23 protein-coding genes are annotated in these 24538 nt (G+C 40.8%); 19 read left to right on the top strand and 4 right to left on the bottom strand.

The annotated features are described in order from the left end of the window. Positions 1-50: 50 nt before the first annotated feature. Genes AC570I_RS09585 through yihA form a run of 3 tightly spaced genes read right to left on the bottom strand, consistent with a single transcriptional unit; the run spans position 51 to position 3256 of the window. Positions 51-1754 carry a M3 family oligoendopeptidase gene (locus tag AC570I_RS09585; protein ID WP_497405285.1) on the bottom strand — a complete coding sequence of 568 codons (1704 nt, stop codon included), beginning with the start codon at positions 1752-1754 and terminating at the stop codon, positions 51-53. Positions 1755-1760: 6 nt separating this feature from the next. Then, entirely contained in the window at positions 1761-2618 is an 858-nt protein-coding gene (locus tag AC570I_RS09580) for a UbiA-like polyprenyltransferase (RefSeq protein ID WP_497405284.1), read from the bottom strand. A gap of 14 nt (positions 2619-2632) precedes the next feature. Continuing rightward, positions 2633-3256, bottom strand: coding sequence for a ribosome biogenesis GTP-binding protein YihA/YsxC (gene yihA / locus AC570I_RS09575; RefSeq protein WP_047798529.1), 624 nt, complete (start codon positions 3254-3256; stop codon positions 2633-2635). A gap of 134 nt (positions 3257-3390) precedes the next feature. Between yihA and ubiE the strand changes: the two genes are divergently transcribed. The 14 genes from ubiE to AC570I_RS09505 all read left to right on the top strand — a co-directional run bounded on the left by ubiE (position 3391) and on the right by AC570I_RS09505 (position 17454). After that, complete coding sequence (gene ubiE, locus AC570I_RS09570) at positions 3391-4122, top strand: bifunctional demethylmenaquinone methyltransferase/2-methoxy-6-polyprenyl-1,4-benzoquinol methylase UbiE (RefSeq protein WP_497405283.1); 732 nt, start codon at positions 3391-3393, stop codon at positions 4120-4122. Continuing rightward, positions 4119-4916 carry a type IX secretion/gliding motility protein PorT/SprT gene (gene porT, locus AC570I_RS09565; RefSeq protein ID WP_497405282.1) on the top strand — a complete coding sequence of 266 codons (798 nt, stop codon included), beginning with the start codon at positions 4119-4121 and terminating at the stop codon, positions 4914-4916. The genes ubiE and porT overlap by 4 nt, the downstream gene beginning before the upstream one ends. A 93-nt stretch (positions 4917-5009) precedes the next feature. Next, on the top strand, positions 5010-5768 hold the full coding sequence (locus AC570I_RS09560) for an SDR family NAD(P)-dependent oxidoreductase (protein WP_047798527.1): 759 nt from the start codon (positions 5010-5012) through the stop codon (positions 5766-5768). Between the two features lie 44 nt (positions 5769-5812). Continuing rightward, complete coding sequence (locus tag AC570I_RS09555; protein WP_497405281.1) at positions 5813-6259, top strand: GatB/YqeY domain-containing protein; 447 nt, start codon at positions 5813-5815, stop codon at positions 6257-6259. A gap of 178 nt (positions 6260-6437) precedes the next feature. Beyond that, positions 6438-7202 carry an alpha/beta fold hydrolase gene (locus AC570I_RS09550; protein ID WP_047798525.1) on the top strand — a complete coding sequence of 255 codons (765 nt, stop codon included), beginning with the start codon at positions 6438-6440 and terminating at the stop codon, positions 7200-7202. After that, complete coding sequence (locus tag AC570I_RS09545) at positions 7202-7864, top strand: CBS domain-containing protein (protein WP_047798524.1); 663 nt, start codon at positions 7202-7204, stop codon at positions 7862-7864. The genes AC570I_RS09550 and AC570I_RS09545 overlap by 1 nt, the downstream gene beginning before the upstream one ends. An 8-nt stretch (positions 7865-7872) precedes the next feature. After that, positions 7873-8754, top strand: coding sequence for an NAD kinase (locus tag AC570I_RS09540; RefSeq protein WP_497405280.1), 882 nt, complete (start codon positions 7873-7875; stop codon positions 8752-8754). A gap of 2 nt (positions 8755-8756) precedes the next feature. After that, the gene (porG, locus tag AC570I_RS09535; RefSeq protein ID WP_497405279.1) at positions 8757-9554 is read left to right on the top strand and encodes a type IX secretion system protein PorG; all 798 of its coding nucleotides are present in this window, start codon (positions 8757-8759) and stop codon (positions 9552-9554) included. 19 nt (positions 9555-9573) lie between these two features. Then, a complete protein-coding gene (uppS, locus tag AC570I_RS09530) occupies positions 9574-10314 on the top strand; it encodes an undecaprenyl pyrophosphate synthase (RefSeq protein ID WP_047798521.1) in 741 nt (246 codons plus the stop codon). A gap of 150 nt (positions 10315-10464) precedes the next feature. Beyond that, positions 10465-13005 (top strand): outer membrane protein assembly factor BamA, encoded by a 2541-nt coding sequence (gene bamA / locus AC570I_RS09525; protein ID WP_497405278.1) that lies wholly within the window; start codon positions 10465-10467, stop codon positions 13003-13005. A 185-nt stretch (positions 13006-13190) separates the two neighbouring features. Next, the gene (locus AC570I_RS09520) at positions 13191-13721 is read left to right on the top strand and encodes an OmpH/Skp family outer membrane protein (protein ID WP_497405277.1); all 531 of its coding nucleotides are present in this window, start codon (positions 13191-13193) and stop codon (positions 13719-13721) included. Positions 13722-13784: 63 nt separating this feature from the next. After that, complete coding sequence (locus AC570I_RS09515) at positions 13785-14366, top strand: OmpH/Skp family outer membrane protein (protein ID WP_047798519.1); 582 nt, start codon at positions 13785-13787, stop codon at positions 14364-14366. A gap of 94 nt (positions 14367-14460) precedes the next feature. Continuing rightward, a complete protein-coding gene (murI, locus tag AC570I_RS09510; RefSeq protein ID WP_497405276.1) occupies positions 14461-15276 on the top strand; it encodes a glutamate racemase in 816 nt (271 codons plus the stop codon). Positions 15277-15552: 276 nt separating this feature from the next. After that, positions 15553-17454, top strand: coding sequence for an amidophosphoribosyltransferase (locus AC570I_RS09505; protein WP_047798517.1), 1902 nt, complete (start codon positions 15553-15555; stop codon positions 17452-17454). Between the two features lie 201 nt (positions 17455-17655). Here AC570I_RS09505 and AC570I_RS09500 read toward each other — a convergent pair whose 3' ends face one another. Further along, entirely contained in the window at positions 17656-18282 is a 627-nt protein-coding gene (locus AC570I_RS09500; RefSeq protein WP_497405275.1) for a LysE family translocator, read from the bottom strand. A gap of 145 nt (positions 18283-18427) precedes the next feature. On the opposite strand from AC570I_RS09500, the gene AC570I_RS09495 reads away from it, so the two are divergent. From AC570I_RS09495 to AC570I_RS09475, 5 genes are all read left to right on the top strand, one after another. Continuing rightward, positions 18428-19864, top strand: a complete 1437-nt coding sequence (locus AC570I_RS09495) for an MFS transporter (protein WP_497405274.1) — start codon at positions 18428-18430, stop codon at positions 19862-19864. Positions 19865-19927: 63 nt separating this feature from the next. Continuing rightward, complete coding sequence (locus AC570I_RS09490; RefSeq protein ID WP_497405273.1) at positions 19928-20386, top strand: deoxycytidylate deaminase; 459 nt, start codon at positions 19928-19930, stop codon at positions 20384-20386. A gap of 88 nt (positions 20387-20474) precedes the next feature. Continuing rightward, positions 20475-22004 (top strand): glutamine-hydrolyzing GMP synthase, encoded by a 1530-nt coding sequence (guaA, locus tag AC570I_RS09485; protein ID WP_497405272.1) that lies wholly within the window; start codon positions 20475-20477, stop codon positions 22002-22004. 83 nt (positions 22005-22087) lie between these two features. After that, complete coding sequence (locus AC570I_RS09480) at positions 22088-23302, top strand: ABC transporter substrate-binding protein (protein WP_497405271.1); 1215 nt, start codon at positions 22088-22090, stop codon at positions 23300-23302. Positions 23303-23323: 21 nt separating this feature from the next. Then, positions 23324-24487, top strand: coding sequence for an RsmB/NOP family class I SAM-dependent RNA methyltransferase (locus AC570I_RS09475; RefSeq protein WP_497405270.1), 1164 nt, complete (start codon positions 23324-23326; stop codon positions 24485-24487). Positions 24488-24538 lie beyond the last annotated feature (51 nt).

The raw sequence follows: 24538 nt of genomic DNA, 5'->3' as shown, positions 1-24538 counted from the left end.
GCATCTATGTAATCTGCGGGAGACATATTAATGAAATTTTTACTAAGCGGCTAACCCAATTTCTCCAGCTCTTCTTTAACAAACTGAGCCAGTTCTTTCACGTATTCTGCGCTGAAGTCGAATTTGATACCGGCAGTTTCATAAATCTCATTCATGGGTTTGGTATAACCTAATGATAGCGCAGCCAGATACTGGTCTAAAGCCTGCTGTGGATTTTCTTTGGAATTTTTCCACACGGCAATCGCTCCCAATTGTGCAATCGCATACTCAATATAATAGAATGGTACCTCGAATAAATGCAGCTGCTTTTGCCATACATTTCCAAATTGCTGCTCCAGGTCATCCCAATTGGCAAAACCGGCACCAAAGCGGTTGTAAATCTGTTTAAAGGTTTCCTCTCTGTCTGCCGCTGTATGTACCGGGTTGGTATATATCCAATGCTGAAACTGATCAATCACGGCTACCCATGGCAGCGTTTTCAATACATCGGCCAATTGTTCTTTTTTAGCACGGATCAGGTCTTCTTCATTGTCGAAATAAACATCCCATTTGTCCATTGAAATTAGCTCCATACTCATTGATGCGAGTTCAGCCACTTCAGAAGGACAGTGCTTGAAGTCGTTCAGCTCTAAATTTGCGGTTAGAAAAGTATGGATGGCATGGCCGCCTTCGTGAACCATAGTAGTTAAATCGCGAAGGGAGTTTGCTGAGTTCATGAAAATGAACGGAGCGCCGGTTTCTGCAAGTGGATAATTATAGCCTCCTGGTGCCTTACCTTTTCTGCTTTCCACATCGAACAGGCCGTTGGCCTTCATGGTTGCCAACTTAACCCCAAGTTTTTCATCTATGGCATTAAAACAGGCTATACTCTTGTCGATAAGTTCTTCGCCATTGTTGAATGGCTTTAAAGCAGGTTTACCACTTACGCTAACTTCCAGATCCCACGGTTTTAAGGTTTCAAGTCCCAATGCTTCGCGGCGTTTTTCTGCCTGCTCCTTTAAAATAGGAACAATTTCCTTTTCAATGGCATTTGCAAAGTCGTAGCAATCCTGTGGCGTATAGTCAAAACGACCTAATGCCTGAAACATGTAATCGCGGTAATTTTCGAAGCCTGCATTTAAGGCTACCTGGTTGCGCAATCCGATCAGCTCATCGAACAATACATTCAGATCGTCTTTATCAATCAGGCGGCGCTGCTGGATGGTTTTCCAGGCATTTTCGCGCACCTCGCGGTTCAGGTCTTTAATGAAGATTGATGCCTGCTCCAGTGTATATTCCTGCCCGTTAATTTCAACGCTCATGGCACCGGTGATGCCCTGATATTTCTGTTGCTTAACCTGCAATTGCGTAAATAATTCGATGTTTTCTTCACGGTATATTTCCAGTGCTTTCTTAATTGCCCTGCTGTATACAAAGAACTTCTCCTTGTCAAGATCATCCATAAAAGGACTCTCCACGAATTTTTTATTCAACTCGTTAGAAAGGGGAGAAATTTTTGGTTCAATTTCTTCTGCAAAGTACTGGAAGTTTTTAACCAGTTCCTCATTGGCTGTGTCGCAGCTCATTTTAATATAACGCCAGGCGAAATCTTCTTCCAGCGCAGCTTCCAATTCCGAACGGTCTTTTAACCATTGTTCCAGTTCATCAGCACTGTTAATTTCGCGGCGCTGCAACTCATTAAAAAGTGGTGCCAGGCTTTCCCAGGTAATGGATAATTCCTGTGGGATATATGTTCTGATCTTTTTTTCTATCATGATATGTTACTTAGTTCTCAAATAAGCATCAATTAAAAAGCAAATGGCAAATACCACTGATGCATATCCGTTTAGGGTTTGAAAAGCCCTGTTTACTTTACTGATGTCGTTTGGTTTTACGAGCAGGTGCTGGTAAACCAACATGGCGCAGAAGAATACAATTCCGATGTAATACACCCAGCTGAAAGTGGTGAAAAACACGGGAAGGATTACACAGGCCGCTGAAAACACATGCAGTAGTACTGATACGTTTAAAGCATTTTTAATGCCAAGTGCCGAAGGAATGGAATGTAAATTTTCTTCACGGTCGAAATCTTCGTCCTGCAAAGCATAGATGATGTCAAATCCACTTACCCAAAATAACACCGTTAATGAATACAACACCGGAACGAGGGCAAAGTGACCGGTTACAGCGATATATGCACCAATGGGAGCGAGGGACAAGCCTAAGCCAAGTACCAAATGGCACAATGCGGTGAACCTTTTGGTGTAGCTATAGAACAATACCACAAACAGGGCTACGGGCGACAAGTAAAAGCAAAGGGGATTAATAAAGTATGTCGTTGCTGCAAATAACAAGCAGTTGATGATCACAAATGTCAAAGCCTCGCCCGCAGAAACCTTACCGGCGGGAATATCACGCATTTTAGTGCGGGGGTTTTTTGCATCAATATTGCGGTCGAGATACCGGTTGAAAGCCATTGCCGAATTACGTGCGAAAACCATACAGAGCAATACCAGAATCAGTTTATACCAGGAGAAAGGATTCTCTGTGGTGGTAACCCCCAGGAAAAAGCCAATCATGGCAAAGGGTAATGCAAAAACAGAGTGAGCGAATAATACGAGTGAAAAGTATTTTTTCATTGAAACTAATAATTTTAAAACCTCTTATAATCTTTAGGGACAACGAAATCTTCATTTACTTCGGTGATAAAATTTAAGACTTCATCCTTTCCGTTTCCTTTTTCTGCCGAAGTAATAAAGGTTGCGGGGATTTCTTCAAAAAATTCGCCAAGCTTTTTCCTGAATGCAGCCACATTTTTTTGCGTAGTGGTCATGCCTTGTTTGTCTGCCTTTGTAAATATTAAAGAAAATGGAATTTGTTTTTCACCCAGCCAGTAGCAAAATTCGATATCAATTTGTTGTGGCTCCAGGCGACTATCGATCAATACAAAAACGCACTGTAAACTTTCTCTTTTGGTGATATAAGCCCGGATAAATTTTTCCCATTTTTCCCTGCTGGTTTTGGAAACCTTTGCATACCCATAACCTGGTAAATCGACAATATACCACGACTCATTAATCAGAAAATGGTTGATTAGCTGGGTTTTACCCGGGCGTTGAGAAGTTTTTGCCAATCCATGCTGGTTAACCAGCATATTGATCAATGAAGATTTGCCTACGTTTGAGCGGCCAATAAAAGCATACTCGGGCATTGTTGGTGCCGGTAAAGCCGAAATCTGGGTGTTGCTGCAAACAAATGTTGCCGTTTTGATAACCATGGTGCAAATGTAGCAATTTTGTAAGGATGGTTGCGCCTTTGATGTGTTTAAGGCGCTAACTGTTGCGCATTTGACAATTAACCGATTAAAACAATTTAAACAGTTCAACAATAAACTTATCTTTGCCATACATCATGAATCAGAATATCACTCCATATCAAATGCAGGATGCAGCCAAAAAAGAACAGGTTGCTACCATGTTTAATAATATTTCAGGTACCTACGATTTTTTAAATCATTTCCTATCTCTGGGAATTGATGTACTGTGGCGCAAAAAGGCCATTAAAGAATTGGTTTCCATTCATCCGCGTAATTTACTGGATGTTGCTACTGGTACAGGTGATTTTGCCTTTGAGGCCATTAAGAAACTTCAACCTGAGAAAGTGATCGGCGTTGATATTTCAGAAGGCATGCTAGAAGTGGCCAAAAAGAAAATCAATGAACGGAGTTTAAGTGAAACATTCTCTGTTCAGGTAGGGGATTCTGAAGGCCTGCATTTTGAAGACGATACCTTTGATGCCATTACATGTGCCTATGGCGTGCGTAACTTTGAAAATCTTGAAAAAGGTCTTACTGATATGTTCAGGGTATTAAAGCCCGAAGGAAAGATGGTGATTCTGGAATTTTCAAAGCCTAAAGTATTTCCGGTTAAACAGTTGTATAACTTTTACTTTTTAAATGTGCTTCCTATTTTCGGAAAACTGTTCTCCAAGGATGCCAGGGCATATACCTATTTACCAGAATCGGTTGCTGCTTTCCCTGATGGCACGGATTTTACAACCCTCATGGAGAAAGTTGGTTTCAAAAGTACCAAACAGCGTATTTTGACGTTTGGAATAAGTTCAATCTACGTTGGAACTAAATGATAAAAAAATTAAGCCTCATTCTCACTTTAATCGTTGTCGCCAACACTTCATTCGCCCAGAACTGGGGCGGGGGTATAGATGATGAAGACTGGAGTTTCGGGTTTAATTTCCAATACATTTCTGCAGAATATAAAATCCTGAAAAATTCCAACTGGAGGGCCCCGTTTTATGAGGTGCCCAATTCGCTGGATGTTTCTTACGATCAGAACTCCGGTTTACCGGTTACCAACACGCTGAATGCCATATCTAGTCCGCCATCCCAAGGTTTTGGATTAGGCTTTGTCATGAACAGGAGGCTGGCAGAAAACTTTGATATCCGCGCAACGCCGTCATTGATTTTTAGCGACAGGGTGGTGCAGTATGAATATGAACCTAAGGAACCGGTTAGTGTGGGAAACGGCCAGACCAAATATTTTCAGACGGTTGTTGATAAAAAAGTTCAGGCTACCATGTTCGAGTTTCCATTGGGTATCAAGGTGAAGTCTAACAGGTTAAGCAATTTCCGGGCTTATTGGCTGGGGGGCGCTAAATACTCCATAGATATTGCATCGAAAAAGAAAACCTTTGATGAGGGCGAAACGCCGGCAAATAAGTTACTTAAGAATAACAGAAACTACTTGTCGTACGAAACGGGGATAGGTTTCGACTTTTATTTTGAGTATTTTAAAATGTCGCCTGAAATTAAACTGTCCTATTCTGCCGGTGATTTGTTGCAGCATGATCCAACGGTTTATGCCAATCCCATTGATAAGTTGAAATTACGTCAATTAACGTTCAGTTTGATTTTTCAATAGCTGCAGAATTCAAAAAAACTTACCTTTGCCATCAGCGGGTAATCCAAAAGGCAGGTTGCTTAAAGGGTTTATCCGGACTTAACATTCATAAATATGTCTAAAATTGCATTAATCACGGGTGCAACCTCAGGTATAGGCGAGGCTTGCGCACATATATTTGCCCAACAAGGTTATCAACTTATTCTCGTTGCCCGTCGTGAAGAACGGCTGTCTAAAATTGCACATCATCTTGCAGATAAATATGCTATCGAAATAAAGGAAGTACTGGCCGATGTACGCGATAATGGGAAGCTGACCGAAGCATTTGAAAGCTTACCCGATGCTTGGAAAAAGGTAGACGTGCTCATTAATAATGCAGGTTTAAGTCAGGGTTTAGAGCCGGTAAATGCCGGCAACATCAGTGATTGGGATACCATGATCGATACAAATGTAAAAGGCTTGCTTTATGTCACTAAAATAGTATCAAACTGGATGATTCCACACCAGTCAGGACATATCATCAATATTGGCTCTATTGCCGGGAAAGAAGTGTATCCAAACGGAAATGTATATTGTGCAAGCAAGCATGCCGTAGATGCCTTGAGTAAAGGGATGAGGATCGACCTGCTGCCTCATGGAATTAAGGTTACAGAAATCAACCCGGGTATGGTAGAAACAGAATTCTCTGTCGTGCGATTCAAGGGTGATGAAGAGCGGGCCAAAAAAGTTTATGAAAACTTTGAGCCACTCATCGCAGATGATATTGCAGATGCCATCTGGTATGTAGTAAGTCGCCCGAAACATGTAAACATCAACGATATGCTGATTATGCCAACGGCGCAGGCAACAGCAACAATAGTGAACAGGAGTTAATTGCATACTCCACTCAATCATTTCATCAATTAAACAATCTCCACATGATATCAAACACCATAGATCAGGAAATTAAAAAAGCCATGCTGGCTAAGGATAATGCACAATTAAGAGGTCTAAGAGCAATCAAAGCGGCCTTATTACTGGCAAAAACAGAAAAAGGCTCTTCGGAAGAAATCACTGAAGAAACGGAACTGAAGATTCTTCAGAAACTGATTAAGCAACGTCGCGAATCAGCAGATATATACCGCACACAAAATCGCGAAGATTTATATCAGGTTGAAGAAGAGGAAATTAATGTAATCAACCAGTTTTTGCCAAAGCAGCTCGAGAGGGCAGAAGTTGCCGCAATTATTGAAGACGTGATCAAACAATCTGGTGCTACATCGGTTAAAGATATGGGGAAGGTAATGGGAATGGCTAACAAAGCACTTGCCGGTAAAGCAGATGGTAAATTAATTGCGGAGATTGTAAAGGAGAAGCTCAATTAAGCTGGGATGAGGCTTAGCGGTTTAACGGATCAGGATATAAAACGCCCCAAAAACCTTCACAAAGCCTTGCAAATGGCATTTTTATACCGTTTTCGTTTTTATTTCACAAAAATGGCATATAAATGCGAAAAATTAATTTTACTCTACTAACTTAGTGCACAATACCATCTAAAACAATATGACATACCAGGTAATAGAAGAAGAAGGATTTAAATACATTGAAGCTGGAAAAGGCGAGACGCTGGTATTGCTACATGGCCTGATGGGCGAGTTGAGCAACTGGGAGCTTGTAATTGAACAGTTTAAAGACCGCTACAATGTTGTGATCCCGATTTTGCCCATTTATGACCTCCCGATTTTAACCCTTGGTGTTAAAGCCTTGTCACGCTATCTCCACCGTTTTTTGAAATTTAAAGGCCTTAATCAGGTTGTACTGGTAGGCAATTCATTAGGCGGGCACGTTGGCCTGGTATTTACGGTTGCGCACCAGGAGTTTGTAAAGGCGTTGGTACTAACCGGAAGTTCTGGTTTATACGAGAATGCTTTTGGTGGGTCTTTTCCACGTCGCGAAAGCTACGACTACATCAAAGAAAAAGTAGAATTTACTTTTTATGATCCGGCTACTGCTACAAAAGAACTGGTTGACGATGTGTTCAAAACAGTTAACGACCGCTCGCGTGTAATCAGGATTCTAACCATGGCCAAATCGGCTATCCGCCATAACATGGGTAAGGAACTTTCAAAAATTACCATTCCCGTTTCTTTGATCTGGGGAAAAAACGATAAAGTTACACCGCCCGAAGTGGCTGAAGAGTTTCACGAATTATTGCCAAACTCCGAGCTAAACTGGGTAGATAAATGCGGGCATGCACCGATGATGGAACATCCCGAAGTATTTAATGCTTACTTAGAAAAATTTTTAGACAGGATTTTACTTAAATAATGTTTGCTGAAGAAATCATATCGTATGCTATACCATCACTAAAGATTGATGACACCGTTCAAAAGGCCCTTGACCGCTTAAATGAATTTAAGCTGAGACATTTGCCCGTTGTTAACGATGCTGCTTTGGTGGGGCTGGTTGCGGAAGATGATTTGCTGAACCTTACTGATCATGATACCTTGCTTAGTGACGCTTCGGTTCGAACTTATAATGCCTTTGTACTCAACGATGCACATACCTATGATGTGATCAGGCTGTTGAGCCAGTTAAAATTAACCTTATTACCGGTTTTGGATCAGCAGAAAAATTATCTCGGTGCAGTTAGCTATGAGAATGTGATTGACGCTGTAGCCGGACAATATGCGGTGAACGAGCCTGGTGGAATCATTGTGCTGGAAATCAGCAACCGTGACAATTCACTTGCTCACATTTCGCAGATTGTTGAAGCCGATAATGCTCAGATTCTTTCATCGTATGTTAATTCATTCGAGAATTCTACCCGTTTGGAAGTGACATTAAAAGTGAATAAAACTGAAATCACTTCTCTTGTGGCTTCATTCGAAAGATATAATTACCTGGTAAAAGAAGTTTATAACAACACCCAGGTTGATGATGGTTCTCAGGAACGATATGATTCGTTTATGAACTATTTAAATGTATAAACCAAACTATGAGGATTGCAATTTACGGAAGAGACTTTAACGATACGGTTTTGCCTTACGTTCAGGAGGTTTTTGACCAGCTGGCGGCACATGATATCCAGCCCCTGCTGTATTCAAAATTCAAAACCTCTTTACATGGTAAAATCCACCTTCCGGCAAATACAGTTATTTTCCACAACCATAAAGAGTTAAAAGACCACGCCGATGTGCTTTTAAGTTTAGGGGGCGATGGTACTTTACTAGATACCCTTTCGCTGATCCGAAACTCAGGTATTCCTGTCATCGGGATTAACTTTGGGCGACTGGGATTTCTGGCCAGTATCAATAAAAACGAAATCAGCTCTGCGCTTCATGCATTGATTAGCGGCGAATATACGCTTGACAGCCGCTCTCTATTGATTCTTGAATCGGATAACGGTCTTTTCGGTGAGGAAAACTTTGCCTTAAATGACATTACCATTCACAGAAGAGATAATTCGGCAATGATGATTATTCACGCCTCCATGAACGGGGAATTCATCAACTCTTACTGGGCTGACGGACTAATTATAGCTACCCCAACGGGTTCTACCGCATATTCACTGAGTTGTGGCGGACCGATAATATACCCGGATTCAGAAAACTTTGTGGTGACACCAATTGCACCGCATAACCTGAATGTGCGTCCGGTGGTTTTACCGGATGATAATACCTTGTCATTTGAAGTGGAAGCGAGGGAATCTAAGTTTCTGGTATCGTGTGATAGCCGGACTGTTACCGTAGAACGCTCTGTTAAAATATCCATCAAAAAAGCCGACTTTTGTATAAATCTGATTCGCCTTAACAATGAAACGTACCTAAACACGTTAAGGAATAAATTATTATGGGGAATCGATACCCGTAACTACTAAGTATGACGCTAAAAAAACTCCTGTTAATCATCCTCTGTTTTACCTTGGGCGGTGAAATTTCCCGCGCACAGGAAGGGACCTGGGAATTGGGATTAATGGGTGGCGGAGCAGGATACATGGGCGACCTTAATCAGAATAATCCTTTGCAAATCAGCGGCTTTTCTGCAGGTGCTTATGCCAAGCGAAATTTTAATCAGTACCTGGGCGTTCGGCTCAACTATAATTACGGACAAATACAGGCCAGGGATGCCAAATCAGATAATGAGCAGTTCCGCGAAAGGAACCTGTCATTCAACACATCATTAAGTGAGCTGAGTGCATTGGTCGACTTTAATTTCTTCAATTTTAACTTAGGAGGCGGAACACGACAGTTTACGCCTTATCTTTTTACTGGGGCTGGCTTTGTGATTTTCAAGCCAACAGTAAAATTTGATGGAGACAAGTACCGTTTAGACCGGCTCGCTACAGAAGGACAGGAAAATGGTTACGGTAATGTGGTGCTTACCATCCCGTATGGTGTTGGTTTGCGCTATAATTATAAAGATACCTGGAGTGTTTTTACCGAAATTGGTTACAGAACAGCCATGACCGACTATATTGATGACGTAAGCGGACGATATCCGGATAGGCCTGTTATCTTGTATAGCGGGGATAAACAGCTCAATTTATCTGATCCATCTATCAGCCAAATAGGTGCCCCGGGAACACAAAGAGGAGATTTTAGAAAAAGGGACACTTATCTATTTGTTAGTGTTGGCATATCTTTTACCTTTGTAACCTCAAAATGCTATTCCTTTTAAGCTGATTTTGACATAATTAATGGGATTTAAAGAACAAATAGACTATAGTCGCCTGCCAAAACACATTGCTATCATTATGGATGGTAACGGTAGATGGGCAAAAGGCCAGGGCAAAGTAAGGATTTTCGGACACGAACAGGGCGTACTTTCGGTGAAAGATATTGTGGAAGGCTGTGTAGAAGCAGGCATAGAATACTTAACACTTTATGCTTTTTCAACTGAGAACTGGAACCGACCTAAAGAAGAAGTAGATGCACTGATGCAGATCCTCATCTCTACGATTAACCGCGAAACGGAAACCCTCAACAAGAATAACATTAAGCTCAATGCCATTGGCAATATTGCATCTTTACCCCAGGAGTGTATTGATGATTTAAATGAAGCCATGGCCAAAACGGCACATAATGTAAAGTGCACCCTTACTTTGGCGTTAAGCTATAGCTCGAAGTGGGAAATTCTGGAGGCGACCAAGAAAATCGCTGCGGCAGTTAAAGACGAATCCTTATCAATCGATGATATCGATGAAACCTTGTTTTCATCAAAGTTAACCACTGTTAATTTACCTGATCCTGAACTGATGATCAGGACCAGTGGTGAACACCGCATCAGCAATTATTTGCTTTGGCAAATGGCTTATACCGAATTTTATTTTACCGATGTTTTATGGCCGGATTTCAGAAGAGAAAATCTATTTGAAGCCATTGTAGACTTCCAAAAACGTGAGCGCAGATTTGGCAAAATTAGTGAGCAATTAAACTAATTTTTCTTTTAACACTTTTTAACAAGCCTTTAAACTAACTTAGCTGCACTTTTATACGATAAATGTAACCATAACAAGGAGAATGAAAAGCGTAATGATTTCCGCTTTCAGTAACCGAAAATTGTGGTCATTACTGAACAAATTATTTTAATGAAAAGAATATTTCAAGTTTTAATCCTACTAGTTTTAGCCGCTCCGGCCTTTGCTCAAATACGTCCACAAGGTCAGGCTCCGGCAACCCCATCCCTAAAGGTTGGAGGCTTAGATCTCGATTATTTTAGTCCAAAAGAATATATTATTGGTGGTACAACGGTTACAGGTACACAATACCTTGATAAAGAGGTGCTGATTACCTTATCAAAGTTAACCAAAGGCGATAAGGTAGTGCTTCCGGGAGAGGCGACTTCTGATGCGATCAAAACCCTTTGGGCGCAAGGCTTGTTTGACGATGTAAAAATTAACATCGAGAAGTTTGTACAGGATTCAGTGTATTTCGAAATTGAAGTTGTTGAACGTCCTCGTTTGACTTCAATAGAATTAAAAGGAATAGGTAAATCGCAAAGAACTGCTATTCAGGAAAAGTTAAATGATAAAACAGGTAAAATCGTAAACGATAACCTGTATAATACAACTTCTGCCATCATTAAGAAATATATGCTGGATAAAGGTTTCTTCTTTACTAAAATTGATTATAAAACCCGTAAAGATGCCAATGCTGAAAACAGCGTGGTGCTGGAAACTTATATCGACAAGGGTTCGAGGGTTAAAGTAAGGCATATTGACTTCACGGGAAATAAAGACTTCAAATCAGCAAAACTTAGGAAATTCCTTAAAAACCCTAAGCAATTTGCCTGGTGGCGTTTCTGGGGTTCAGGTAAATTCTCTAAAGAGAAATACGAAGAGAACAAAGTAAAAATGATTGGCAAGATGCAGGAGAAAGGTTACCTGGATGCTGAGCTGATTAAAGACAGTGTTTACCAATACAACGAGAAAAAGGTAAGCATTAAAATGGACCTTTATGAAGGTAAAAAGTATTATGTAGGTGCAGTAAGCTGGGCCGGTAATGCCATTTACCCTGATAGTATCTTAAATAAGGTATTGACCCTGGAGAGAGGCGATATCTATAGCGAAGAAAGACTGAACAAAAAATTAAACGGTGGTGGTGAGAACGGGGGCGATATTAACAGTTTATATACTGATAATGGTTACTTAACGTTCAACATTGATCCGGTAAAAACCATTCGTGGCGATACTGTTGATGTAGAGTTAAGGATGTATGAAGGTCCGCAGTTTACCAACAACCGCATTACCTTAAAAGGAAATACCATTACGAATGATAAAGTAGTATTGCGTGAGATCCGTACCAAACCGGGACAGAAATTCAACAAAAGTGATTTGATCCGTACTATTCGTGAGATTGGCCAGTTGGGTAACTTTGACGAATCTAAAACAGTACCTACACCACGTCCTAATCCGGCGGATGGAACGGTAGATATTGAATATGCCGTAGAAGAGAAACCTTCAGACCAGATCGAACTTTCAGGTGGTTTTGGTGGTGGCCGTATCATCGGTACATTAGGTTTAACCTTCAATAACTTCTCATTACGTAACCTATTCAATTTAAAAGCCTACAAGCCACTACCAAAAGGCGACGGACAGAAATTAAGCTTACGTGGACAAACGAATGGTAAGTACTATCAGTCGTACAGTTTCTCATTCTCACAACCATGGTTTGGTGGCGAAAAACCAGTAAGTTTTGGTGTGAGCGCTTTTACCTCATTGCAGTCTAATGGTTATGATGAAGCAAGTAATCAGTATCAGAAGATTCGTTTAAATGGTGTTACTGTAAGTTTAGGTAGAAGACTGAACTGGCCGGATAACTATTTCCAGTTAACCCATGCCGTTAACCTGCAACAATACATCCTGAATAATTATTCTGGTTATTTGTTCAACACGGGTACATCTTACAATTTAAACTTATCACAGGAGATTAGCCGCGATTCAAGGGATTCGCCTATCTTCCCGAAATCGGGTTCATTCCTGCGTTTCACGGTTCAGGCGACGCCTCCATACTCGTTGTTTAATAAGACGAATTACGCTACTGCATCAGATAAGGAGAAATATCGTTTCACCGAATACCACAAATGGAAATTCGATTCGCAATGGTACCAACGCGTTGTGGGGAACTTAGTGATCAAGGCTCAGGCTCAATTCGGTTTCTTAGGTCAGTATAACAAAGCAGTTGGTCAATCGGCATTTGAACGTTTCAAACTGGGTGGTGACGGTATGCAGGGATTCGATTTTTTACAGGGATCAGAACTGATTGCAATGCGTGGTTATGCCAACAATACGGTAATCCCTTATGGATCTAATGCCACAATTGCCCAACAATCAGGTAGCCCGATTTATACTAAATATGTATTAGAGGCGCGTTATCCGGTTATTGCAAGTCAGCAAGCTACCGCTTTCGTACTGGCATTTGCTGAAGGTGGTAATACCTGGAACAGGTTTGCTGATTACAATCCATTTAACATCAGAAGATCTGTTGGTGTGGGTGCAAGAATCTTCTTACCGATATTTGGTTTACTGGGTATTGATTATGGTTATGGTTTTGATGCAATACCTAACTTACCGGATGCTAACAAAGGTCAGTTCCACTTCAGTATCGCACAACAATTAGGTGGATTTTAATTGATAAAGAATAAAAAAATACCTAATTATGCAATAAAACATTGCAAGAGGAGTTTAAAGGAAGCTTAGGTTATTATAAACTATATCATTAACACACATGAAACCATCACGATTTTCCCTACCAACAAAAAACAATACAAAATCGTGATAGCTTCATCACCTTTAAAAAACAAATATTAAACTTGATGAAAAAATATCTTTTAATCGCATTTCTAATTTGCACTTCATTTGGCGCATTTGCGCAGAAGTTTGCATATGTAGATACAGAGTATATTCTGAAACATTTGCCAGAATATAAATCGGCTTTAAGCCAGCTTGATGTTGCTTCTAAACAATGGCAGCAGCAGGCAGATCAAAACTTCTCGGAGATTGATCGCATGTATAAAGCTTACCAGGCAGACCAGGTTTTATTGACTGACGATATGCGCAAGCGTCGTGAGAATGAAATCATCGAGAAAGAAAAACAGGCAAAAGAATTTCAACGTTCCAAGTTTGGTCCTGACGGTGATCTTTTTCAAAGCAGGGTAAAGTTGATTAAGCCTATCCAGGACAAGGTTGCTGATGCGGTGAAACAAATTGCAAAAGCAAAGTATCTGGACTTCATTTTTGACAAGAGCAGCGAAGCGACGATGATGATTTATGCCAGCAGCAGTTACGACGTAAGTAACGATGTAATTGTGAAATTAGGCTATAAACCAGGGACTGCAAATAATTAGTATATTCGCGTCCTTGATTTCGGGAAAAATAAATTAAAAAAAATAAAAAAGTAAAATAGAACGATGAGAAAGTTAATTAACGTATTCTTTGTAGCAGCAGGGTTATTGTTTACAGCGAATATGGCAAGTGCGCAACAGAAGTTAGGCCACATTAATTCGGAAGATGTTTTTGCTAACCTTCCTGAAGCAAAAGCGGCTCAAGGTACATTAGAAACTTTGGGTAAAACCAAACAAGCAGAGATTGATGCCATGATTAAAGAATATCAAACACAATTAACTGCAGCCCAAGCGAAGGAAAAAACTTTAAGTGAAGCTAACAAAGAGCAGGTTGGTAAAGAATTGCAAGCTGCTGGTCAGGCTTTACAGGATCTTGAAAAACGCATCACCGATGCACGTACTAAAGCATCTCAGGATGTAGGTACCAAACAAGGTGAGTTATTTCAACCAATCCAGGCTAAAGTTGCAACTGCAATTTCAGCTGTAGCTAAAGAAAAAGGCTTAGCATATGTTTTTGACATTGCTAACGGTCAAGGTGGTAATAATTTAGTTTTCTGGGATGGTGGCGAAGACATTACCGGAGCAGTTAAAACTAAATTAGGCATTTCTGCAACTGCAAAACCAGCAGCTGCTGCACCTAAAAAATAGTATTAAGTTTAACCGGAGTCCGATGGTCTACCGGTATATTATTAAAGAAATTGCGGAATTAAGTTTAACTTAGTTCCGCTTTTTTGTTGAATACATGATGAACACTCCGATAGGTATTTTCGATTCAGGCTACGGCGGATTAACCGTATTCCGGTCAATTGCCGATCGCCTGCCACAGTACAACTATATATACCTTGGCGATAACGCTCGTTCACCTTATGGAGATCATTCTTTTGATACCATTTATAAATACACTTTAGAATGCGTGGAATGGCTGTTTGCGCAAGGTTGTGAACTCGTTATTTTGGCTTGTAATACCGCCTCTGCGAAAGCACTAAGAACCATCCAGCAGAAGGATTTACCACTCAAGTATCCGGGTAAACGTGTGCTGGGTGTCATCCGCCCAACTGCAGAGGTGATAGGGGATTTTACCGCCAGTAAAACTGTTGGAGTGATGGGTACGCGGGGGACGATTAATTCGCAATCCTATCTGCTGGAAACTAATAAGTTTTTTCCTGATATTAAGGTTCATCAGCAAAGCTGCCCAATGTGGGTTCCTTTGATCGAGAACAATGAACACCTTCAGTCGGGTGCTGATTTTTTTATCAATGAATACTGTGATCAGTTGATGCAGCAATCGGAAGCGATCGACTGCGTGTTACTGGCCTGCACACATTATCCCTTATTGTTGCCTAAACTCAAAACTGTCTTTCCTGATTATATTAACATTTTAACGCAGGGAGAAATCGTTGCCACCAGTTTAGTTAGCTACCTGGAAAGACACCCGGAGATGGAAGGTAAACTGGGCAGAGGCGGTACACGGGCTTTCTACACCAGCGGCGATCCACAAACGTTCGACGAAAGGGCTTCTATCTTTTTTGGTGAGGAACTGAAGTCGGGAAAAATGTAGCGAAGTTTCAGGTTAGATCTTAAGTTCAAGTTGTCTATACTGCTCTATCATCAGAGCAAATATCCCTTAAAATTGCTATAAAAAAATAGCAATATCCAATATTATTGATTCTTTTTACATGCAAATTTGTAGTGATTTTCTGCTCAGGGTAACGATAAGCTTAGCTACGATGCCGATAGAGACATTACCAAATTAACCTCAACCTGACAAAAGAAAGTATTTTTGTTTAGGTAGTGATGTTTTAAAAGGATAACTTTGCGCCTTCAAACCCACACAATGAGTGATCAGATAAAACACGAATGCGGAATCGCTTTTATTCGCCTGTTAAAACCACTTTCTTACTATCAGCAAAAGTACGGTACAGCACTTTACGGCCTTAACAAATTATACCTTTTAATGGAGAAACAGCATAACCGGGGCCAGGATGGCGCAGGTATTGCTACCATTAAGCTGGATATGAAACCCGGCAGTAGGTACATTAGCCGCTACCGCAGCATGGCTTCGAATGCAGTAGCAGATATCTTCGAATATGTTCAGAACAAATTTGTAGATATACAGGAAAATACGCCTGAATTAATGCAGGATACAGAATGGCTCAAAGACAACGTAAGCTTTATCGGCGAAGTGTTATTGGGCCATTTGCGTTATGGTACCCACGGTAAAAACAGCATCGAAAATTGCCACCCTTTCTTAAGGCAGAACAACTGGATGACACGTAACCTGGTTATTGCAGGTAACTTCAACATGACCAACGTAGACGAATTGCTTGAGCAATTGTATGAGTTGGGTCAGCATCCTAAAGAAAAAGCGGATACGGTAACCGTGCTCGAGAAAATCGGTCACTTCCTGGATGATGAAAATCAGGACTTGTTTGATCAGTACAAAAAAGAGGGGCACGACAATGTGGCGATTACCCAGAAGATTTCTGAGCACCTGGATATTGCAAACATCCTTCGCCGTTCTGCTAAAACATGGGATGGCGGATACTCGATCTGCGGTATGGTAGGTAATGGTGATTCATTCATCATGCGCGATCCGGCTGGTATACGCCCCGCTTATTACTATTATGATGATGAGATTGTAGTTGCTGCTTCTGAAAGACCGGCACTGCAAACCGCATTTAATATCCAGTTTAAAGATGTTAAGGAAATTGATCCGGGACATGCTTTAATCATCAAGAAAACGGGTGAGGTGAGCATGGAACAATTCCGTGAGCCTACCGAAAGATTATCATGTTCATTTGAGCGTATTTACTTCTCTAAAGGAAGTGACGTTGAAATTTACCGTGAGCGTAAGCAATTGGGTAGATTACTAACGGAAAAAATCCTTCAAACGGTTAATTACGATCTGAAGAATACGGTGTTTTCATTTATTCCAAACACGGCAGAAGTGGCCTTTTTTGGAATGGTGGATGGGGTGAACCAATATGTTCGCAGACATCAGAAGGATATTCTTTTACATAAAAAAGAAGAGCTCAGTGATGAACAGCTGGAAGAGCTGCTATCAATGGCGCCGCGTGTTGAAAAGCTTGCTGTAAAAGATGTAAAGCTTCGTACGTTCATTACTCAGGATGCTGACCGTAGTGAAATGGTTGCACACGTTTATGATACTACTTACGGTATCATCAATAATCATAAAGATACATTGGTGGCATTGGATGATTCAATTGTTCGTGGTACAACTTTAAAGCAGAGTATCATTAAAATTGTCGATCGCCTGCATCCAAAGAAAATTATTATCGTTTCTTCTGCACCTCAGATTCGTTATCCGGATTGTTATGGGATCGATATGAGTAGAATGGGACAATTTGTAGCCTTTGATGCCGCAATTCAGTTACTTACTGAGCGTGGCATGTGGCAGGTAATTGAGGATGTTTACACCAAATGTAAAGCATCATTGTTATTGCCTAAAGAGGAGATCGTCAACCATGTGAAAGAGATCTATGCGCCATTTACGCCTGAAGAAATTTCAGCGAAGATTGCACAGATCATTACACCTAAAGGCACTGTAGCAGAAGTAGAGGTGATTTACCAGAGCCTGGAGAACCTTCACGAAGCTTGTCCTAAAAATAAAGGCGACTGGTATTTCTCCGGAAATTATCCAACGCCAGGTGGAAATAAAGTAGTAAATAAAGCTTTCATTAACTGGAAAGAAGGAAACAATCAGAGAGCTTATTAAGCTTTTGTTATTCTTATAATATACATACAGAAGGTCCGTAAAATACGGGCCTTTTTGTATTTCAGGGGTTATAATGGCATCCTATCAGAAATAGGAGAAAATTTAGGGCAGGAATTCAATAATTTGGATGGAGTGCTTACTAATAATTAGCAATGAAATGTCCTTACAATCCTTAAATGGTTAACATTCTACACCAATCAATCAGGCATAAAATTTTAAATAGGTTTTGATTACCAGCCAGAAGGCGAACACAATAATAATGACGCCCGCAATTTTATTCAGCTTTCTAAGTGCATCTTCCTTAATGCGGTAACGTAGTTTACTGGAGTAAAAGCTTTTGGCTCCGTCGATACTCAGCTGAGTTGCCATGGCAATGAAGAAGCATAAAAGCTTTTCGTTAAGCATGTTGTTAAGTTTCACAGAGATGATCCCGCTTACCACGATCCAGAACATCAGTGTTGAAGGGGTAAGGATGCACATTAAAAAACCCTTCAAAACGTAGCTTCTTTTGCTTACTTTCTGAAGGGTTGCGCTGTTGTAATGAACTGCTATTTTGGATACGAGGTAGTAGATGCCGACGGCCATGAGGAAAACACCCCCGATGATGCCTACATACTTATCGAATTCTGCTTTATAATCAACAAACTGGGCACCGAAAAGCACCATACTGATGAGGATGACGTCGCTTATAATAACGCCTATAGCCAGCGAAAAGCCGGCCATAAAGCCCCTTTCTATACTGGTTTTAATCATTGCGAAAAATACCGGACCTGTTAAAAACGACGAAATAATCCCTGCCCCAATACCTAATAATATGGCTTCAAACATGTATTGTATTATCTTATAATATGCGAATATGCAATTTTATATATAAACATGTAGCATTTATTTTTGTTGCACAGGTTGCATAAAAGTTACGGGTTTTTAACTTTTTTTTATTTATGTTTAGCCCCACTAAAACTAAATATATAAAATGAATTCAGAACAAACACAAACCAAGTGGGGGCAGTTCATCCCCCTCGTTACGGTATTCTTTTTTTGGGGCTTTGTAGCCGCGAGTAACGATATCTTGATCCCTGTATTTAAAAAAGCATTCGATCTGTCGCAGGCTGAAAGTCAGCTGGTGTCATTAGCTTTTTATATTGCCTATACCGTTGGTGCATTAATTTATAACGGTATCTCTGTATTGATGGGGCAGGATATTGTAAACAAGCTGGGCTATAAAAACTCATTGGCGCTTGGTTTGGTGATTTCGGCGTTGGGAACATTATTATTCTACCCTGCTGCAAATCTTCATTCCTTCCCCTTGATGCTTTCGGGCTTATTTATCGTAGCATTGGGCTTTTCGCTACAGCAAACGGTTGCCAATCCATTGGCCATTGCATTAGGGCCAATCAGAACGGGTTCACAACGATTAACACTTGCAGGCGGGATTAACAACTTCGGTACTACCATTGGTCCGTTGGTAGTTAGTTTTGCTATTTTCGGATCAGCAGCAAATGCTTCGACTGATATCAGCGTGGAAAGTGTTAAAATCCCTTACTTGATTTTAGGTGTAGCTTTTATCGCAGTTGCGATTTTCCTTAAATTATCATCGTTGCCTGATCGACCAGCTTTAGTGGAAGCATCATCAGATGATACTAAATCGATTAAGGGATCTGCATTAAAATACCCACAGTTGGTGCTGGGTATGATTGCGATTTTTGTTTATGTAGGTGTTGAGGTATCTACAGCAAGTAATTTACCTGCTTACATGGAAAAAGACCTCGGTTTCGCCCTTCATGATATTGCGCCTTATATTTCACTTTACTGGGCAAGTATGATGATTGGCCGTTGGACAGGTGCTGTTGAGGCATTTACCGATAATGTAAGTACACAAAAAGTGTTAAGGTTTATTGCACCTTATCTGGCCTTTGGAATCTTCCTGGCAGTAAATGCTATTGCCGATCATGACCTGGCGCCTTTCTATGTATACGGCGTAATTATTCTGGTATTGATTCTTGCAGATATGGCAAGTAAAGGAAATCCTGCCCGTATGTTGTTAATTTTCTCTGCCATTGGCATTACAGCGTTGTTAATCGGGATGTTTACTACAGGAATGGTGAGTGTATATGCCATTACCAGCGTTGGTTTATTCTGCAGTACTTTATGGCCATGTATTTTCACTTTGGCGGTAAGCGGCTTAGGTAAACACACCAGTCAGGGTTCTTCATTCCTGATCATGATGATTATGGGTGGTGGTATCATCAGCTGGTTACAGGGAATTGTATCAGAATTTACAGGTATTCAATATAGCTACGTTGTAGGTATCATCTGTTTTGCCTACCTGGCGTTTTATGCCTGGAGAGTGAGCGGGATTTTGAGATCGCAGGGAATCAGTTTTGATAAAAAACTTTCTGGCGGACATTAATTTATAATAAACTATTTTTACAGCCACAAAGATTCATTTCTTTGTGGCTTTTTTATATCATACATGATTAACAAACCTAGTTTCGACACCATATTTATGAATCTGGCAACAGATTTAGCGGCCCGTTCTCACTGTGTACGTGCGCATGTTGGTGCGGTTTTAACAAAAGATACCCGGATTATTTCGATTGGATATAATGGCCCGCCGGCAGGTACTCACAACTGTGATGAAGAATGGCCGGAGCACGGCTGTGCCCGGGATAGCAAGGGTAGCTGTTCCCTGGCGTTGCACGCTGAAGAAAATGCCATTCTTTATGCCTCAAAAAACGGCTCTAAAATAGAAGGCTGCACTTTATACACTACTTTGTCTCCCTGCATTGCCTGTGCCCGTTTGATTTTATCGTCAGGGATAAAACTGGTGTACTATTCTCAGTCCTATGCCGCCTATAAAGGCCTGCCGAGCGATGAAGGAGTGGATTTTTTAAGGAAGTTTGGGGTAGAAGTGGTGTTGCTGGAGTCGTGATGCTGCTCCGCGGATTGGTTAGGCAGTTCATTTCTAAAAATCTCACATCGCATCTCCCGAATCTCACATCTAATCACTAACTTTGCGGATGCAAGAAAAAATCATTATCGTCGATTTTGGTTCGCAATTTACACAACTCATCGCCCGTAGAGTTCGCGAACTGAATATTTACTGTGAAATATATCCATATAATAATCTTCCTGAGGTTACGCCAGATGTTAAAGGGGTTATCTTTTCAGGAAGTCCATATTCTGTCCGTCAGGAAGATGCACCTCAGATCGATTTATCAAAATACCATTTGAAATATCCTTTACTGGCTGTTTGTTATGGTGCACAATATATTGCTCAACATTCAGGCGGCGCGGTTCAGGCTTCATCTACCCGCGAATATGGCCGTGCTAACCTTAATTTTGTTAATCAGGAGAACAAACTATTCAAAGGGATTAATATCGATTCACAGGTTTGGATGAGCCATGGAGATACCATCACCGAAATTCCTGAGCACTTTGAGCTGATTGCCAGTACCGAAAGTGTAAAGGTTGCAGCATACCACATTAAAGATTCTGATACGTATGCGATACAGTTTCACCCGGAAGTGACGCACAGTACCGATGGAAAAATCCTTTTGGAAAACTTCCTTGTAGATATTTGTGGTTGTAGCCAGGACTGGACTTCAGCGGCTTTTGTTGATACGACCATTGCGGAATTGAAACAGACTTTAGGAGATGATAAAGTAGTCTTGGCACTTTCTGGTGGTGTGGATAGCAGTGTAGCAGCGGTATTATTGCACAAGGCTATAGGTAAAAACCTCCACTGTATATTCGTAGATAATGGTTTATTGCGTAAAAACGAATATGAGAGTGTATTAGAGCAATACAAAGATTTCGGTTTAAATATCAAAGGTGTTGATGCAAAGGATAAGTTCCTGGGCCAGTTAGCTGGCGTGGAAGATCCGGAGCAAAAGCGCAAGATTATTGGCCGCGTATTTATTGAAGTATTCGATGAAGAATCGCACCAGATTCAGGATGTAAAATGGCTGGCTCAGGGAACCATTTACCCGGATATTATTGAGTCAGTTTCAGTAAAAGGCCCATCCGCTACAATCAAATCACATCATAATGTTGGGGGCTTACCTGACTTTATGAAATTGAAGGTGGTAGAGCCGCTTAAAACGTTGTTTAAAGACGAAGTACGAAGAGTAGGGAGCACACTTGGTTTAGAATCTTTCATCTTAGGCCGTCACCCTTTCCCGGGTCCGGGTTTAGGTATTCGGATAATAGGTGAAGTTACACCAGAGAAGGTAGCCATTTTACAGGATGCTGATAAGATTTACATCGATAACCTGAAAGAAGCCGGTTTATATGACAAAGTATGGCAGGCTGGTGCCATTTTCCTTCCGGTTCGATCGGTAGGGGTAATGGGTGATGAGCGTACTTACGAGAATGTGATTGCTTTAAGGGCAGTAGAATCTCTTGATGGGATGACGGCAGATTGGTGTCACTTACCTTATCCTGTGTTGGCTAAAATTTCAAATGATATTATTAATAAAGTGAAAGGGATCAACAGGGTTGTTTATGATATCAGCTCTAAACCGCCCGCAACTATCGAGTGGGAATAATTTAGTTGGGGTCTGCAAATAAAATCAGTATGCTAGCAAGGTGGAATAAACTTTGCTAGCATATTTTGTTAAAAGAGAAAGGTATGAATTTGAAAAAGGTTTACTGGGTTTTATTTTCTTCTGTTGTGATTTTGAGTGCCTGTTCGCCGAAGGTATTAACGCCAAAAGCGGATAACACGAAAAAAACAGAAAATAAAGAAAAGCCTGCCGAGAAAAAAACAATTAAAAAGTTTAGCCAGGCAGGAATTTCATTACTGGTACCTTTCAAACTCGATGAACTGAATTTAAAAACAGCCAGCAAAGCAGACATTGAAAAGTATGCAATGCCAATCGACTTTTATCAGGGCTTTAAACTGGGGCTCGACTCTGCTGCCGCTACAGGTGTGAACTTTAAGCTGAATGTGTTCGATACACAAGATGATAATGCACACATTTCGATGCTGTATAAAAATGAGCGGTTTAAGCAAAGCAACCTGCTGATTGGTCCTGTTTTTCCTGACGGGCTCAGGTTTATCAGCACCTATTCTAAAGAGAACAACGCTTTAGTGGTATCTCCTCTTGCCGCTACAAACCCTGCAGAGATTAATAATCCCAATCTGATCTCTATCGTCAATAATGTTGATTTGCATGGGAAGAAGATTGCGGCATATATTTCGAAAGAGTACAATCCGGCGAATACCATCATCGTAATCATCAATCCCAAGAAAACGGAAGATGAAAGTTTTGCAACTCCAATTCGTACCTACCTACAAGCCAATGGTAAGTTTATTGTGCAGGAATACGCTTCGGCGTACACCTTTGAAACTAAAATGATGAAAGGAAAGCAATATGCAGTTATTGTTACTTCTTCTGACCGAGCCTTTGTACTGCCTACCATAGAGAAGCTATACAAACTCAAAACGCTTGCTTCAGGAGGATACAATATTAATCTGTTTGGTCATCCAAACTGGGTCAAACAAAACTATCCAACTGAAAAGGTTCAGGCATTGAATACTGTTATCAGTTCGTCATATAAAGTTGATTACAAAAGCCCGGGTACGATTGCCTTTATTAAAAAATATAGGTATCAGTATGGATTTGAGCCTGGCGAATATGCTTTTAAAGGCTTCGATATTGGTTTCTACTTTGGCAGATTACTTTCCAGCTATGGTGAAGACTTCAGGGATTACCTTACGAAAGAAAAATATAAAGGCTTACATAATTCATTTTCATTTATCCACGACGAGAAATTAGGCTATATTAACACCAGCTTAATGTTGTTGAAGTACAAAAACTTCGCATTGACTGCAATAGACTAAACTAAATTTTCACCAAGCTGTATGAGAGCAGAGCATCAACTTAAAGCCTTTGAACAAATTCTAAGTCAATACGACGGCGTTTTACCCCTACATCGTTTCTTGCCGGTTTATTTTAAACAGCATAAGCAGATGGGCTCGTCAGACAGGAGATGGGCTACCCGGCATTTATATAGTTTTTTCCGGCTGGGAAAAGCATTGCCTGCACTTGGTAACGAAGAGCGTTTAAGCATTGCCGATTTTCTTTGCCATGATACTTTAAGTTTGATTGTAGAAAAAAATCTGCCGGATTTCGCCGCGCATATTCAACTGTCGTTAAAAGAAAAGCTTTCGCTGGTAAAGAATAAATATCCGGCATTTGACCTGGCTGCCGTTTATCCGTTTCATGCTGATCTTTCTGAAAGTGTAGATCAGGAGGGTTTTTTTGAGTCATTCTTTAAACAACCTGATCTGTTTATCCGTGTGGAGGCCATGGATGCTCCCGGGATTATTCAAAAACTGAAGTCGGAAAACATTGCTGCCAGGCAGCTTTCCGAAACCGCTTTGGCATTGCCGAATGGAACTAAGCTGGAAACGATTCTGAAGGAGGGATCTTATCAGGTTCAGGATCTTTCATCACAGCATACGGGCAATTATTTTAAGCCTGCCAAATGGGATAAATGGTGGGATTGCTGCGCAGCTTCTGGCGGTAAAAGTTTACTTCTTCATAGCCTGGAACCTGTAGTTGAGTTGCTGGTTAGTGATTTAAGGGCGTCTGTTTTAACGAATCTCGATGAACGTTTTCAACAGGCGGGAATCAGAAAGTACCATAAAAAGGAAATAGACCTCTTAAAAAATAACGACCAGATTTTGCACCATTATCAGTTTGATGGCATTATTCTGGATGCACCATGTACAGGTTCTGGCACCTGGGGCCGTACCCCGGAGATGCTAACTTTCTTCGACGAACGAAAGATTGATCAGTTTGCCGCCATTCAAAAGGGGATTGTGCAAAATGTGGTGAAATACCTTAAACCCGGTAAGCCTTTGGTTTACATTACCTGTTCAGCATTTAAAGCTGAAAACGAAGCCATAGTGGAGCACATGCTGGCAACGCTTCCGCTGGAACTGGAAAGAATGGAAGTAATTAAAGGATATGAAGGCCATGCCGATACGATGTTCGTAGCCAGATTGATGAAAAAGGATTAGGAATGTTCAAACCAGGATCTGAAATTCTTTTTGAAGTATTTTGCTGCTTCG

The organism is Pedobacter sp. A2324, from assembly GCF_059693705.1.
The sequence above is the reverse complement of the archived record's forward strand: the minus strand, read 5'-3'. Positions and strand labels throughout refer to the sequence as shown.